This is a genomic window from Pleurocapsa sp. PCC 7327, assembly GCF_000317025.1.
Taxonomy (GTDB): domain Bacteria; phylum Cyanobacteriota; class Cyanobacteriia; order Cyanobacteriales; family Microcystaceae; genus Hydrococcus.
In genome coordinates this window covers 4099917-4114422 of record NC_019689.1, presented here as the reverse complement: position 1 = coordinate 4114422, position 14506 = coordinate 4099917, and the positions used below count along the sequence as shown (strand labels likewise).

Below are 14506 nucleotides of genomic sequence, written 5' to 3'. Positions count from 1 at the left end.
CTCTATTCTTCTAAAGCCTGTCTTTTCATAAACTATCTTTGTAGATAAATTTTCCCATCATCTCATCTATAGTTGCATGAAATTGAGATGAAATTGGATGTTTCTTTTCTTTTAGCGATTTGCTCTGACTCTGCTGAATCGATGGATTACTACCCTCTCTAATTTTTATTTCAGCACAAGTATTGTCAAAAATTTCGCAATCTTTTACCGTTCCTTTACTATTTTTCTCAAAGAGAACGCCATATTTTCCGCTCTGGTAAATTTTACATTTGCGAATCAATGGGTTGCTTCCTTCTGTTACTGCTATTCCGGCATAAGTATTGTCAAAAATATCGCAACCCTTGACTATTCCTTTTCCATTCTTGGTAACTACAATGCCGCATTTTTGATTGTGGTAAATTCTACATTGGTGAATAAACGGATTGCTTCCTTCTCTAATTTCGACTCCCGTATAGAAATTATCAAATATCTCACAATCTTTTACGATTCCTTTACCATTTTGATAAATCAGAATTCCAGATTCTTTTTCCTGATAGATTCTACATTGATAGATAACTGGATTGCCGCCTTCTTCAATCGCTATTCCCTGTAAACCATTTCCAAAAATCTCACAATTTTTTATGATACCTTGACCGTTGGAATGCACAAAAATTCCACTTGTTTTTCCTTTATAAATCTTACAATTTCGGATAATTGGATGACCATTCTCTCTAATTTCTATTCCCGTATTAATATTGTTAAATATTTCGCAATCTTCGATAATTCCTTGACCACTATCATATACTAAAATCCCATTGCTATCTCCCTTAAAAATCTTACAGCGACGAATAATAGGATTTCCGCCATTTTGAATGATCGCTCCTGCTAAACCATTGCTAAAGATACTACAATCTTCTATTATTCCTTGACCATTCTCATAAACAGAAATACCGCTTTCTTTTCCAGAAGAAATAAAACAACGTCGAATAATAGGGTTAGCTTTATCGCCATGAATGGCAATGCAAGATAAAGAAGCAGAGGTAAGATAACAATCCTCAACAATTAGTTGACCTTGAGGAATATTTACTACAAAATCTTTATCGCCTGGGTGTCTTGCGCTTCCCTGTAATGTTAAGTTTCGGACTACTGCGTAGTCGGTTTGCATGAGAAGGCAATCGCGATCGGGACTTTGAATTATTATATCTTGAGCTTTTCCATCTCCGAGAATTTCTAATGGTTTATCAATGACAAGGCTTTCTAAATATAAACCGGGACGGACTAGAATTCGCATTCCCGATCGCGCATTATTAATAGCTTCTTGAATTGTTTGATAGTCGCCATTACTTTGCTTGGAAACAACAAGGCAAAGTATAGCCCAACTTCGCTGTATGAGCTGAGTATTAACGCGACCTTGAATCGAGTCGAGAGCAGCTACTACAGAGATTTTTTTCAATACCTCTTCGGGTAAGTCAAATCGATCTAAATTAATGGAATTTTCTTCTCGAACTTTTTCAAAGGTTTCTCTCAATTTTTCTTGCTTGATATTGCTTTTAACCAAGAAATTCAAAAGGCTTTCTGACAAGCTTTCTGACTCGTCTAGAATAAAAGATTTAGAGTTTTGATTGCGAATGTCCTCAACTAAAATCCTAATTTCATCAACCTTGCTAGAAAGCTCATTATCGATCTCAATAACTTGTTCGATTACGTTCTGAAATGCGCCAAAATAATTTTTTAAGTAATCTTCAAAGTTGATGGCTACATCTGCTAAGTTTCTAATATTTTCTTCTATCCAATTAATTTTTTGTTGAAGCCGAGAAACTCTGACGTAGTTTTTAAGACGTTCCATCATTTTTTCAAGCAAGGCTCTTTGAGTTTCTTGCTCTTGGGCGAGTTTTTTGATACTATTTTCAATCAGTTCTACTTTTCTTAAGACTAATTGAGCGGCTCGATGGAGTAGGAAAGCACTTCTAAGAATTTGTAGCTTTTGGCTTTTTAAGAAGGAGAGAAGATTTTCATTGTCTTGAACGCTTCTCTCTAATTCTAACCTTTCTCGTTCTGCCTCGGCTAATTCTTGACATTGTTTGCCTACAAAAGCTCTAAGTTCGTCAACTACTTGTACGAAGAAGAGTTGATAAGCTTCTTGATATTTTTTTAGAAGATGAATGATACTATCATAGTCTCGAACTAGCTTTTCCAGTTCGCTGAAACGTTCTTCAAAGCCGATTAGTTCTTCAGTTTTGACTAACCCAAACCACTGAGATTGCGATCGAATTCCTTGTTGAACTAATTTTTGTCTAGCCTTAATATTTTCCTTCAGTTCTAAAAAAAATGGGCTAAATAAAACGGGTAATTGATAAGAATTTTCGTAAATTCTGATTCTTTCTTTGAAAGCAGCACGAGCTTGGCGATCCTTGGTCATAGATTGAAAAAGGTAATTATAATTCCCATTATCTCATCGTTATATTAGCAGTTGAATGCCAAAAAACCATAAAAATTAAAACAAAAAACTTAAATTGCATGGATGTTTAAAAATCTCAATCTTATTTAAGTTTGTTTTGGATTAAACTAATAATTAGTTTGCCCATTGCATTTTTATGCAATTTAAGATATTGGATTGAGTTGAGGTCGATCGCGTTCTCTTTAATTGCGATCGCAATTTCAGTAAACCCTGTAAAAATTTAAGAATTTATTGACTTTAAATCTCGAAGTGCTTTCTTGGTTTTCTCTTGCCAAGCCAAAGAAAATGAAATTTTAAACTTTGTCCTTTGCCAACAAAGCTGTTAATAAAAATAAATTGGTAGTAGATAGCCCCAATTCATCCCCCAATCTCATGAAAGTTTTAATCTTGAATGCGGGTTCTAGCACTCACAAAAGTAGCCTGTACGAAATCGCAGGAGAAACTTTGTCAGAGCGAGCAAGCGAACCCTTATGGAAAGCAGGTATCGATTGGACGGCAACGGCAGATAGAGGCGTTTTAAGCGTAAAAGCTAAGAGATCGACAATAGAGATCGAGTTAGAATCAAGCGATCGCCCCCAAGGAATCGCACGAATGCTAGAAACGCTGGTGCGGGGAGAAACTAAAGTCATAGAACAGTTTTCAGAAATCGATGTCGTCGGTCATCGCGTCGTACACGGCGGAATCGACTATACTCAAGCCACCCAAGTCACGCCAGCCGTCAAAGCGGCGATCGCCCGCCTCATTCCTTTAGCACCCGCACACAACCCCGCGCATTTAGAAGGAATTGACGCGATCGCGCAGGTATTGGGCGATATTCCTCAAGTCGCCGTTTTCGATACTGCATTTCACAGCCAAATGCCACCTCAAGCAGCCGTTTATCCCATTCCCTATGAGTGGTTTGAGAGGGGCATCCGTCGCTATGGCTTTCACGGCATTAGCCATCAATATTGTGCCCGACGAGCAGCCCAACTCCTCGGCAAACCGCTAGAATCGCTAAAACTCATCACCTGTCATTTGGGGAATGGCTGTTCCCTTGCTGCCATTAAAAACGGCATCAGCATCGATACCACGATGGGATTTACGCCTCTAGAAGGATTGATGATGGGAAGTCGCAGCGGTTCCATCGATCCGGCAATTCTCATTTATTTGATGCGGGAATACAATTTTGATGCCGATCGCGTTAATGAAATGCTCAACCAGGAGTCGGGTTTAAAGGGCGTATCGGGAGTTTCGTCCGATTGGCGGGCAATAGAAGCCGCGATCGCCCAAGGAAATCAACGCGCCCAACTTGCTGTTGATATTTATATTCATAGACTGAGAGCCTGTATCGGATCGATGCTTGCCTCTCTTGGCGGTTTAGATGCCATAGTGTTTACCGCAGGCGTGGGAGAAAATGCAGCCAGCGTGAGAGAAAAAGCCTGTCAAGCCTTCGAATTTTTAGGATTAAAGTTAGATAAAGAAAAGAACGACAATCGCCCGGTAGATGAGAATATAGCAACACGAGATTCGACTGTGAGGGTGTTAGTCATTCATACTGAAGAAGATTGGGCGATCGCCCAACAATGTTGGGGAATTATGAATGATGAATGATAAATTCTCAAAGTTAATTCGACCGGAGAAAACTAATGGCAAGGAATTTACTCGAACAACTGCGGGAAATGACGATCGTGGTAGCGGATACGGGAGATATCCAAGCGATCGAAACATTTAAGCCTCGCGATGCGACGACTAATCCCTCTCTCATCACCGCTGCCGCACAAATGCCCCAGTATCAAGGCATTGTCGATGAGACGCTCAAAAAGGCAAGGAAGGAACTCGGCAAGGGTGCCGACGCTTCCGAAGTGGTGAGATTGGCATTCGATCGCCTGGCAATTTCCTTTGGCTTAAAGATTTTGCAGATTATTCCCGGACGGGTATCCACCGAGGTAGACGCAAGATTATCCTATGACACCGAGGCAACTATCGCCAAGGCTCGCTACCTCATCTCTCAGTACGAAGCAGCGGACATCAAGCGCGATCGCGTTTTGATTAAAATTGCCTCCACTTGGGAAGGCATCAAAGCGGCTGAAGTCTTAGAAAAAGAGGGAATTCACTGCAATTTAACGCTGCTGTTCGGCATCCATCAGGCGATCGCTTGTGCGGAAGCAGGAGTTACTTTAATCTCTCCCTTTGTCGGACGAATTTTAGACTGGTACAAAAAAGAAACGGGACGCGATAGCTATCCCCCCGCCGAAGATCCCGGCGTGCTATCCGTCACCAAAATTTATAACTACTACAAAAAATTCGGTTACCATACCGAGGTCATGGGAGCAAGCTTCCGCAATCTTGGCGAGATTACCGAACTAGCAGGTTGCGATTTGCTGACCATTTCTCCAGCTTTACTAAATGAATTGCAATCGACCCAGGGAGAATTGCCTCGCAAATTAGACCCCCAACTGGCAGCGAAAGCAGACATTGAGAAGATTTCTATGGACAAAGAAACCTTTGACAAGATGCACGCCGAAGACCGCATGGCATCAGAAAAACTAGCCGAAGGCATTGCAGGGTTTACCAAAGCGTTAGAAGTCTTAGAGACGCTACTAGCCGATCGCTTAGCCCGCCTTGAAGGTCAAGCCGATATTTGTACGACCACCGCCGATCTTTTCCGCATCTACGATTTAGATGGGGATGGATATATTACCCGCGAAGAATGGGCGGGAACCGATGTCGTATTCGATGCGTTAGATGTCGATCGCGACGGTCAGATCACCGCAGAAGAAATGATGGCAGGACTGGGTGCGGCAGTTTGTTTGGTCAGTTAGTAGAGATTTGACTAACACAAAAGAGAGAGCCAAACGCTCTCTCTTTTTTTAGGATGTTAAAGGCATTTGCAATGTACTGAGAATCTACACGCTTAAACCGCGTTTTTCTTAATAAGCCAGTCCCATGCTTCGAGTGGTTTCCGCTCCCAAATAGACACGGATGCTCAAAAAGTCTGTAGGACAAGCCGTTTCGCATCGCTTGCAGCCAATGCAATCTTCGGTACGCGGAGAAGAGGCAATCTGACCAGCTTTACAGCCATCCCAAGGCACCATCTCCAAAACGTCTAGGGGACAAGCCCGAACGCACTGGGTGCAACCGATGCAGGTATCGTAAATTTTAACGCTATGAGACATTGAATATCGGCTCCTTAACCGAGTGTTCTCCTTGTTATTAAGATTCCGGATTATGGGCTAGTTTACCCCAGGGACTGAATTTCCTCATACAAAAGATAGTAGAACTTCAAATTCTGTAACAGAAAGCAGTTGTTTGATGGAAGGATGAAAGGATTGGGGATCGTACCAATTCGCCGATGCTTCTCCACTTCGTGGGAGTCCGCGTCGGTTCGCAATTAGTTAGCAGCTCTGGATGTAAGGCTTTTTCCTTGAGCATCTGTAGCGTTCTTTTTTAGAAATGGTGTTAGTCGTAGGGATGGGTTTTTTGCAGTAAGTGTAGGTAAATTTCTAGCGTTTTTAGATAAACTCGCCCGTACAGTGGTTAGTAGTTAATTGTCTCCTTTGTCTCCCCGTCTCCTCGTCTCCCACTCTCCCAACTCTCTTCTCCTAATCTTCTAGCTGTTGTGCCGAGACTTCTATAGCTTCTACATCGATCGTTCCCGGCGGAGTCAAGCGCTGAAAGCGACCCGCTTCGACTTTGAGAGGTTCGCCGCAGTTGGGGCATCGGCATTCGGTGCGATTAAATCCAGTAAATTCATAATTGCATACCGGGCATTTGTCTTCAACCAGATTGCTTTTTACCCACCAACGAAACCCCCAAAAAGCAACGATGGGCAAAAACAGCAGCAGGGCTAACAGAATCAAGAAGCTATTTACTATCCAGCCCAACCCAACTGACCCTAACAACAAACCCAATAGCAGTAGGGTCAGCAAGCAGCTTAACCCCGAATCATTTAACCATAATAGTTTTGGAAAATTGTCATTCACGGTAGTCTCCTGGGTCGCTAATCGCTAGCGTCAATATTTCTATGCTAATCTATCAAATGCTTCTCAATGCCACGATGGGATCGAGTTTTGCTGCTCTTTGGGCGGGAACCACGCCAAAGAATAGACCAATGCCGCCAGAAACCCCGACTGATAGCAAAATAGCGGTTGGCGAGACGCTAGGTTTGAGAGGAGATACGGCTCCTGTCAGCGTAACTGCGCCAATGCCAATCAAGATTCCTAAAATTCCTCCAGCTGCCGAGACAATCACCGCTTCGATGAGAAACTGGACGAGAATATCTCCTTCCCTGGCTCCGATCGCTTTGCGCAGTCCAATTTCTTGAGTTCGTTCCGTCACGGAAACTAGCATGATATTCATCACGCCGATGCCGCCGACGATTAGAGAAATTCCCGCGATCGCTGCCAACAGGAACGTTAGTCCGGTCGTTATCGTACCGACGATGGTTAAAATATCTTTTTGGGTTTGAACGCCGAAATCGTCCTCGTCGGTAATTTTGTGGCGCAATCGCAGTAAATTTTCGATCTGAAACTTAGCGGCGCGAATGCTTTGTTCGTCTTTAGCCGTTACGTTAATCCAACTCACTTCTAGACCGTAGGGAGATGTCTGTCCGACAATTTGATTTGCCATGGTTGTGAGGGGAATAAAGGCTTTTCTATCCTGATTGTCTCCAATGAAAGAGCCTTTGGCTTTCATCAAACCGATGACTTCAAACGTAACATTTCTGATTCTGATCCGTTTGCCAATCGGATCGCGATCGCCAAAGAGTTTTTCAGACAATTCCGAACCCAGAACAACGACGCGAGTGTTGCGCTTAATATCGATTTCGTTAATAAATCGTCCGCGATCGATTTTGAAGCTTCTGACGCTTAAAAATGCGGGGGTCGTGCCAATAACCGTATCGTTGGCATTGCGATCGCGATAGCTCATTACCGCTGTTTGATTGATTTGGGGAGCGACTGCTTTGACTGTCGGCACTTGAGTGGCGATCGCTTCTGCATCTGCCAATACTAGCGTTTTTGGCAAATTAAATTGCGTGCGACGCGCTTGCTCGGAACCTGGAACGACGAAAAGCACGTTGGGTCCGAGCGATTCAAATTGTTCGGCTGCCAGTTTTTGCGCTCCCTGTCCCACGCCTATCATCGCAATCACCGAAGCGTTGCCAATCACAATTCCAAGCATCGTCAAGCCGCTACGAAGTTTATTAGCAACTAGCGTCGAGGATGCCATTTTGAGACTTTCTAAAATATTCAAAAGATATACCCTAGCGGCGCGATCGCAGATAAAATTAATAATCGGGTTGATTTCCTAAGCCAAAGTTTCCGGGCAATATCCCAAACCATTGGTGAACTGTTCGCGAAACGCTTCGATATCGCTCGTATCTGGAGTACCGTGGGAAACGATCGCGACTTGATAGCGACGCATTACGTCAACGGTCGATTGAGCGGTATCTAAACTCCAAAAGACCATTTGGATGCGAATTTCTGGTTGGTAGGGAATGCCCAATTCATTCATAAACGCCCGAAAATTTCCGTGCTCGTAGGGCGAAAGAGGTTGCTTGAACTTAATTCTGACAATCCAACCGTTAATCTGATGAATCACCGTCATCGAACAAGCAGACTGATAATTCATCGTGCGAAGATACTCTATAACTCGCAATGTCAGGCTAGCGTTAGCTAAAAAATAGACGTAATCCATACTTGCCGCCAGCTCCCCTCGTAGATGCCTTATCTTTAGTGTTGCAAGAAACATCTTCTATTTTCTAGGGGAAAACCCCCCGATCCACTCGATTTACAATGGGGGAAATTACCCAATTTTATTATTTATTGTTAATTATTTATTGTTAGTCAACAATGAACGAGAAGCAATGACCGATCCCACAGAACAAACCGCCAATCAATTATTGTCGGACTACGACTATGAGCTACCAACGGAGTTAATTGCCCAAAATCCAGTAGTGCCTAGAGATAATTCGCGCTTGTTAGTGGTTAACTCCCCTACAACCCACGTTCACAGCATTTTTCGCGATTTACCAGACTGGCTGCAACCCAGAGATTTACTGGTTCTCAACAACACTCGCGTCATCCCCGCACGACTCTATGGACACAAATCGACTGGTTCTCCTGTCGAGATCCTACTCTTAGAAGAAACACAAAAGAATTGTTGGCTGGCGCTAGTCAAACCGGGCAAGCGTTTCAAAATAGGAACGAAAATTTTGTTTCATCCCGCCTCAGGAGAGCTACCAGAAGGGGTTTTTCTCAAGGCAAAGGTCATCGCTAGGGATGAAGCGACGAGCGGAAGATTGTTAGAGTTTGAGCTGCCCCCCGGTCAATCTTTGTGGGATTTATTAGATAAATTCGGTCAAATTCCTTTTCCTCCCTACGTGACACACTCTCAAGCCTTACCCGACCAATATCAAACCATTTATGCCCAACAAGCCGGTTCGGTTGCGGCACCGACGGCGGGATTGCATTTTACCGAAGAACTGTTTCAACGCCTGGAAGAGAAAGGCATTCAAAAAGCTTATATAACGCTTCACGTCGGCGTTGGCACGTTTCGTCCCATAGAAGTTGAAGATATTACCCAACACGTCATGCATCAGGAATGGCTAGAGGTTCCTGAAGCGACGGTGGAGAAGATAAAGGAAACCAAAGCTAAGGGCGGGAGAATTATTGCTGTCGGGACAACAGTAGCACGAGCGTTAGAAGGCGCTGCCCAGGAAACCGAAAAAGCTGGTGGAGAGTTTTTACGTCCATTTTGCGGGAAGACGGATTTATTTATTTATCCCGGCTATCGCTGGCGAATAGTAGAGGGAATGATTACTAATTTCCATCTGCCCCGCTCTAGTTTATTAATTTTACTGAGTGCGCTAATTGGCCGCGATCGCGTTTTGGCTTTGTATCGCGAAGCCGTACAGGAGAGGTATCGATTTTATTCCTTTGGCGATGCGATGTTAATTTTGCCAGCAGCTACTATCAGTAATCAGTAATTTGATGCTATTAATTCAGGAAATTCGCGATCGCGTCTGTAGAGCTGACAATTTTCATTCCTGCCTTGGCAAAGCGTTGGAAGGCAGCATCGGCTTGTTCGGTAAAATCGATAACACCGGGAACGACGACGGGAGAGGTACAATCTTCTAGTAAATAAACTTTTTTAGCTAAGCTGGGATCTCGTGCCAAAATTTCCGTTAATAGGTCGTCAATCGTCCAAGCAACGCAGTGACTTTTAGCTTGCCCTGCAATGATAATTGCCTCAAAGTTGAGTAATTTTTCTAGAAAACGAGTATTTTTGAACGCGATCGCAACTCCGTCTGCACCTTCTAAAACTTCTGGGCGCAATACCGAATAATTTTCTGTTAGAGGATTGTTTCCTTTGATCTCAAAAATAGTTTGACTATTTCTAGCAATATTGTGGAAAAAGATGGCTTCTTCTACAGCAGAAACTAAGGCATGACCGATCCCTCCTAACATGGAGTGATAGGGCCATACTGTTAGGAGATATTTTCCGGCTTCGCTCAGTTTTTTAACATAATGCAGTGCGTGTTTTTGTAATGTCGAATAATCGCCGCCAGCAATACTAGCAGCAACAGCTGGATTAACCTTCCACAAGCCTTTTTCAAGATCTTCAAGACTTATCGTCGTTGCCGCCGGAATCGGATGTTCTCCCGTATCATTTATCCAAAAAATGGGATGGAAAATTTGCATAGCGGTATGCGTATCCATCGTCGCGGCAATTTCTGTAATGACATCTAGATTGTGATAAATAAACTCGCACAAACGGATATTATCCTCAACTGCACCCTTACCGGATCGCCCGCCGACAAATAGTTCGAATTCCGGAATACAAAAGGTATTTTGCACGTCAATTAATACTAAACTAACGCGAGTTTTATCCTCCGCAGCCGGTTTAATATTGTGCTGTTTTGCCCAAGCTTTAGCTTCTGCTGCCCTCTGTTGGTAGGGAACTCGCCAAACTTCACCGACTTTTTTGCGATCGAAAAAGGAAGGGATAGGGAGTTGAGTGGGAGTTATAGTCGTCATAGGTCTACAAGATTTACCGAAGAGATTATTACGAGTACTTGACAAAGTTCTTTTTTTATGGTAAGAGGCGCGTCTGCGCCAATTTAAATACTGTCACAGAGACGTTTACCGTTTGGCAGACCTAGATTTATTCTAAAGTTTAAATTCTCCTCTTCAAAGAGAGGCGAAACGCAACGAAGAGGGAACTAAGCAAGTCTTCTAATTTTGGTGGTGTGAGATGTGGGAAAGATTATTACTTGCTTTTACTTCTACTGTTTTGCTTTATCTGTCATTACAAATCGGCAGACCGACCGTTAGTTCAAAACCATCCGAGCAAACTGTTAATTACCTTACACTAAAGCTGATGCCATTTCGCCAAAGTTGCGAAAATACAAACAGCTTTGTCTGCAAGTCTGTAAACGTACTTACGAAACGATAGCTAAGAGGACATCCCAAAAGTCCAATTTGTCATTCTGAGTGTAGTAGAACGTAACGAAGAATCTCTGTTTGGATTTTAGTCCATTGAAATGGACTTAATCTATGAGACGGAGAATGAATTCCCCGGCGGTTATCGCTCCTGCTGCAAGCTCTTAGTATACTCAGATGTTTCGCTTCACGATCGTTACGCTCAACATGACATTCTATTATGAGGCAGCGAGAGAACATCGCTGACTGAGTTTATCTTACATCCGTTCTAATACTGGAATTCCCAATAAGGATAACCCTAATTTCAAAGTTCGTGCCGTTAAATCGCACAAAATCAATCGAGATGTCCGTATAGGTTCTTCTGCTTTAAGAACGGGACAATTTTCATAAAATCTGTTAAATTTTTTGCTCACTTCCTCATACAAATATTCACACAGACGATTAGGCATCAAATCTCTTTCTACATACTTAATCACTTCAGTTAACTGTAGAATCGCTTTTGCTAAAGCTAACTCGGTTTCGTGTTCTAAGATAACTTTAGAATCTCCTGCTATGCTTTCAAAATCAATATTTCCTTCCCGACCAATACTTTTTACCCTGGCATAGGCATAAAGCATGTAAGGAGCTGTATTTCCTTGAAGGGAAAGCATTTTGTCATAACTAAAAATATAATTACTCGTGCGATTCTGACTTAAATCGGCATATTTTACTGCACTAATTCCGACTACTTGAGCAACGCGATCGATAAATTCTTTTGATTCTTTTCGATTTTCTTGTTCTAATCTTTGTTCCAAATCTTTACGAGCGCGATCGACTGCTTCATCTAATAAATCTTTTAATTTGATTGTATCTCCAGAACGAGTTTTTAGCTTTCTCCCATCTTCTCCTAAAACTAAGCCAAAAGGAACGTGAACGACTTCTACATTATCCGGCAGAAATCCAGCACGTTTTGCTACTTGAAAAACTTGAGAAAAGTGATGGGATTGTCCGGCATCGGTAACATAAATAATTCTTTCCGCGCCATCTTGTTGCACGCGATATTTAATAGCTGCTAAATCAGTGGTCGCATAATTGTAACCACCATCGGATTTCTGGACGATTAAAGGTAGCGGCTGACCTTCTTTATTGATAAATCCTTCGAGAAAAACGCACTTTGCTCCTGCATCTTCTTTTAACAAACCTTGCTTATCTAAATCTTCAACAACTTCAGGTAGCAAAGGATTATAAAAAGATTCTCCTCGTTCGGTTAGTTTAATATCGAGGAGATCGTAGATAACTTGAAATTCGCGACGAGATTGATCGCATAGTAATTGCCACGCATGTCGGCTATCTTCTGTGCCTGCTTGTAACTTGACAACTTCTTGTCTAGCTACTTCCCGAAAATTTTCATCCTCATCAAAGCGAATTTTGGCTTGTTTGTAAAACGCTACCAAGTCTCCTATATCTAGTACATCTGCCGTCGTTAAAGCATCGGGAAAGACTTCTCTTAAATAAGCAATTAACATGCCAAATTGGGTTCCCCAATCGCCTACATGATTGAGACGCAATACATCATGTCCTCGAAATTCGAGAATGCGAGCGATACAGTCTCCAATAATCGTAGAACGCAGGTGTCCGACGTGCATTTCTTTGGCAATATTTGGACTGGAGAAGTCAACAATAACTCGCTGGGATTGTTTTGCTTTTTCTACTCCTAAACGAAAGTCTTTTTGAAGGGAATTAAGCTGAGTTTCTAGGTAAGCTGGTTTGAGGGTAAGGTTAATAAAACCAGGACCTGCAATTGTTGGGTTTTCGCAGAGATCGGCAAGTTTTAAATTATCGACTAATTGTTGCGCGATCGCTCGCGGTTGTTGACCTAATTGCTTGGCTAGAGATAGTGCAATATTAGACTGATAATCGCCAAATTTAGGATTGCTGGCAGGAAAAATCAGCGGATCGACTCCTGCCAAATTAGAACCAAAAACTGCAACTAATGTTTCGCTAAAACGATTATTTAGCTGTTCGATAATAGAATTCATATTAGTAATATATTATACTACACAAAGCTCAAAGGACGAATAACAAACCTCAGTTATCTTTTTCCCAGCGAAATAACCAGACCATCAAAGCAACTAAGCCAACTTGCAACGCAAAATTGGGTAAAGCTGAAGTCACATCCTTTCCTGCTGCTAACTGAGCGAGAAAAACTAGAGCGCCAATCAAACCAGAAGACCCAAAAGCTAGATAGATAAACGCTCTTAACCCTTTGTAGGGAGCTTGCGCTTCAGCCATCAATCGCGCATATTTTTGGGGATCGCGCTGCTTAAGGGAGTTTGTCGCCTTACTACTGCGCTGGTCTAGCCGTGAATTCTTCATGTTTTTTTAGTTCGCCGAATAGTATATTGTTTAACTTCTGCGTTATACTATAACCTTGGCAGTGTCGAAGTAGCTCGGTGATAGAGCATCGATTTGTAATTTTCACTTTGCCCTATGCCAGTTTAGCTCAGTGGTAGAGCATCGCACTCGTAATGCGAGGGTCGCGGGTTCAAATCCCGCAACTGGCTTTTTGGAGATCGAGGAATTCAAAAAAATTTATCCTAACAGCAAAAAAAGCGAAACCAAAAGTTAGGTTCCGAGCAGAAAAAGTTTAATCGTCAGTAGAATGAGAAATCAAGCAGGTTTTTAGTTGCTCGTGAATGAGCGTAGTATCTAAATTCCGACCGATCAAAACCAGCTGATTTTTAGGTTGCGTTTGCCATTCATCTGCTTCGAGTTCGTAACGATTGCCGCTAAGCTGAAAAATATGTCTCAATTTGCTTTCTTCAAACCAAAGAATTCCCTTAGCTCGAAAGACAGTATAAGGCATTTGCTCGACAATAAAGTTCTCGAATTTCTGTAAATCAAAAGGACGATCGCTCTCAAAAGAAACTGCTACAAATCCATCATTTTCTATATGATAACCAGAAGATTCGCGATCGCGCCGAAATTTTCTAATTTGACTGATATAAATATCTTCTTGAGTTAATCCTACTCCCAAAAGTAATGTTAGCGGAACCTTCCCATATTGACTATGAAAAATTCTCACCCCTTCTTTATTACCTCGAACAAAATCTTCTAACTCTTTGATTTTTCTCTCATCAACTCTATCTAATTTATTGAGAATGATAATGTCGCCATATTTGATCTGACGAAGAGCGATATCACTCTCAAAATGTTCGGGAGTAAAAATTTCCGAATCGACCAACGTAATAATCGAATCCAGATGGGTTAAAAACTTTAACTCAGTAGCTATAAAAGTCAAAATAATCGGAAAAGGATCGGCTAATCCTGTCGTTTCAATAATCAAATAATCGATTTTATCTTCTCTTTCTAAAATTTGATAGACTGCCTCGATTAAACCATCATTAATCGTACAGCAGATACAACCATTGCTCAACTCCAACATATCTTCTTCCGTTGAAACTAGAAGTTGAGAATCGATATTAATATCGCCAAATTCATTGACTAAAACAGCAACTTTCAACCCTTGTCTATTTTCTAGAATATGATTGAGCAAAGTTGTTTTGCCACTGCCCAAGAAACCAGTGATAATAGTTACTGGCATTCCCCTTTTGGGAAGAGTAGGCAGAGAATCGGAAAGAGAGATATTGAGACTATTCATATTATT

At 42.1% G+C, this 14506-nt stretch carries 12 protein-coding genes and 1 tRNA gene; 4 read left to right on the top strand and 9 right to left on the bottom strand.

All coding sequences use genetic code 11. The features are described from left to right. Positions 1-25: 25 nt before the first annotated feature. On the bottom strand, positions 26-1828 hold the full coding sequence (locus PLE7327_RS22885; RefSeq protein ID WP_186005337.1) for a right-handed parallel beta-helix repeat-containing protein: 1803 nt from the start codon (positions 1826-1828) through the stop codon (positions 26-28). Between the two features lie 981 nt (positions 1829-2809). Here PLE7327_RS22885 and PLE7327_RS18605 point away from each other — a divergent pair. Together PLE7327_RS18605 and PLE7327_RS18600 are read left to right on the top strand one after the other, a co-directional pair. After that, positions 2810-4027 (top strand): acetate kinase, encoded by a 1218-nt coding sequence (locus tag PLE7327_RS18605; RefSeq protein ID WP_015145322.1) that lies wholly within the window; start codon positions 2810-2812, stop codon positions 4025-4027. A 35-nt stretch (positions 4028-4062) separates the two neighbouring features. Next, positions 4063-5238 (top strand): transaldolase, encoded by a 1176-nt coding sequence (locus PLE7327_RS18600; RefSeq protein ID WP_015145321.1) that lies wholly within the window; start codon positions 4063-4065, stop codon positions 5236-5238. 108 nt (positions 5239-5346) lie between these two features. Here PLE7327_RS18600 and psaC read toward each other — a convergent pair whose 3' ends face one another. From psaC to PLE7327_RS18580, 4 genes are all read right to left on the bottom strand, one after another. Further along, positions 5347-5592, bottom strand: coding sequence for a photosystem I iron-sulfur center protein PsaC (gene psaC / locus PLE7327_RS18595; RefSeq protein ID WP_015145320.1), 246 nt, complete (start codon positions 5590-5592; stop codon positions 5347-5349). Between the two features lie 426 nt (positions 5593-6018). Further along, positions 6019-6399 (bottom strand): hypothetical protein, encoded by a 381-nt coding sequence (locus PLE7327_RS18590; protein ID WP_015145319.1) that lies wholly within the window; start codon positions 6397-6399, stop codon positions 6019-6021. 52 nt (positions 6400-6451) lie between these two features. Further along, positions 6452-7669: an ABC transporter permease gene (locus tag PLE7327_RS18585; RefSeq protein ID WP_015145318.1), complete on the bottom strand. Its 1218-nt coding sequence runs from the start codon at positions 7667-7669 to the stop codon at positions 6452-6454. 54 nt (positions 7670-7723) lie between these two features. After that, a complete protein-coding gene (locus PLE7327_RS18580) occupies positions 7724-8113 on the bottom strand; it encodes a hypothetical protein (protein WP_015145317.1) in 390 nt (129 codons plus the stop codon). 169 nt (positions 8114-8282) lie between these two features. On the opposite strand from PLE7327_RS18580, the gene queA reads away from it, so the two are divergent. Further along, positions 8283-9404 carry a tRNA preQ1(34) S-adenosylmethionine ribosyltransferase-isomerase QueA gene (gene queA, locus PLE7327_RS18575; protein WP_015145316.1) on the top strand — a complete coding sequence of 374 codons (1122 nt, stop codon included), beginning with the start codon at positions 8283-8285 and terminating at the stop codon, positions 9402-9404. 10 nt (positions 9405-9414) lie between these two features. On the opposite strand, the gene PLE7327_RS18570 is transcribed toward queA, so the two are convergent. The 3 genes from PLE7327_RS18570 to PLE7327_RS18560 all read right to left on the bottom strand — a co-directional run bounded on the left by PLE7327_RS18570 (position 9415) and on the right by PLE7327_RS18560 (position 13215). After that, positions 9415-10455 carry a hypothetical protein gene (locus PLE7327_RS18570; RefSeq protein ID WP_015145315.1) on the bottom strand — a complete coding sequence of 347 codons (1041 nt, stop codon included), beginning with the start codon at positions 10453-10455 and terminating at the stop codon, positions 9415-9417. Between the two features lie 662 nt (positions 10456-11117). Next, positions 11118-12878, bottom strand: a complete 1761-nt coding sequence (gene argS, locus PLE7327_RS18565; RefSeq protein WP_015145314.1) for an arginine--tRNA ligase — start codon at positions 12876-12878, stop codon at positions 11118-11120. Positions 12879-12927: 49 nt separating this feature from the next. Further along, a complete protein-coding gene (locus PLE7327_RS18560) occupies positions 12928-13215 on the bottom strand; it encodes a DUF3493 domain-containing protein (RefSeq protein WP_015145313.1) in 288 nt (95 codons plus the stop codon). A 116-nt stretch (positions 13216-13331) separates the two neighbouring features. Here PLE7327_RS18560 and PLE7327_RS18555 point away from each other — a divergent pair. Then, positions 13332-13403 (top strand) — tRNA-Thr (locus PLE7327_RS18555). A gap of 83 nt (positions 13404-13486) precedes the next feature. Here the strand turns inward: PLE7327_RS18555 and PLE7327_RS18550 are convergent. After that, positions 13487-14500 carry a GTP-binding protein gene (locus tag PLE7327_RS18550; RefSeq protein WP_015145312.1) on the bottom strand — a complete coding sequence of 338 codons (1014 nt, stop codon included), beginning with the start codon at positions 14498-14500 and terminating at the stop codon, positions 13487-13489. Positions 14501-14506: the final 6 nt, after the last annotated feature.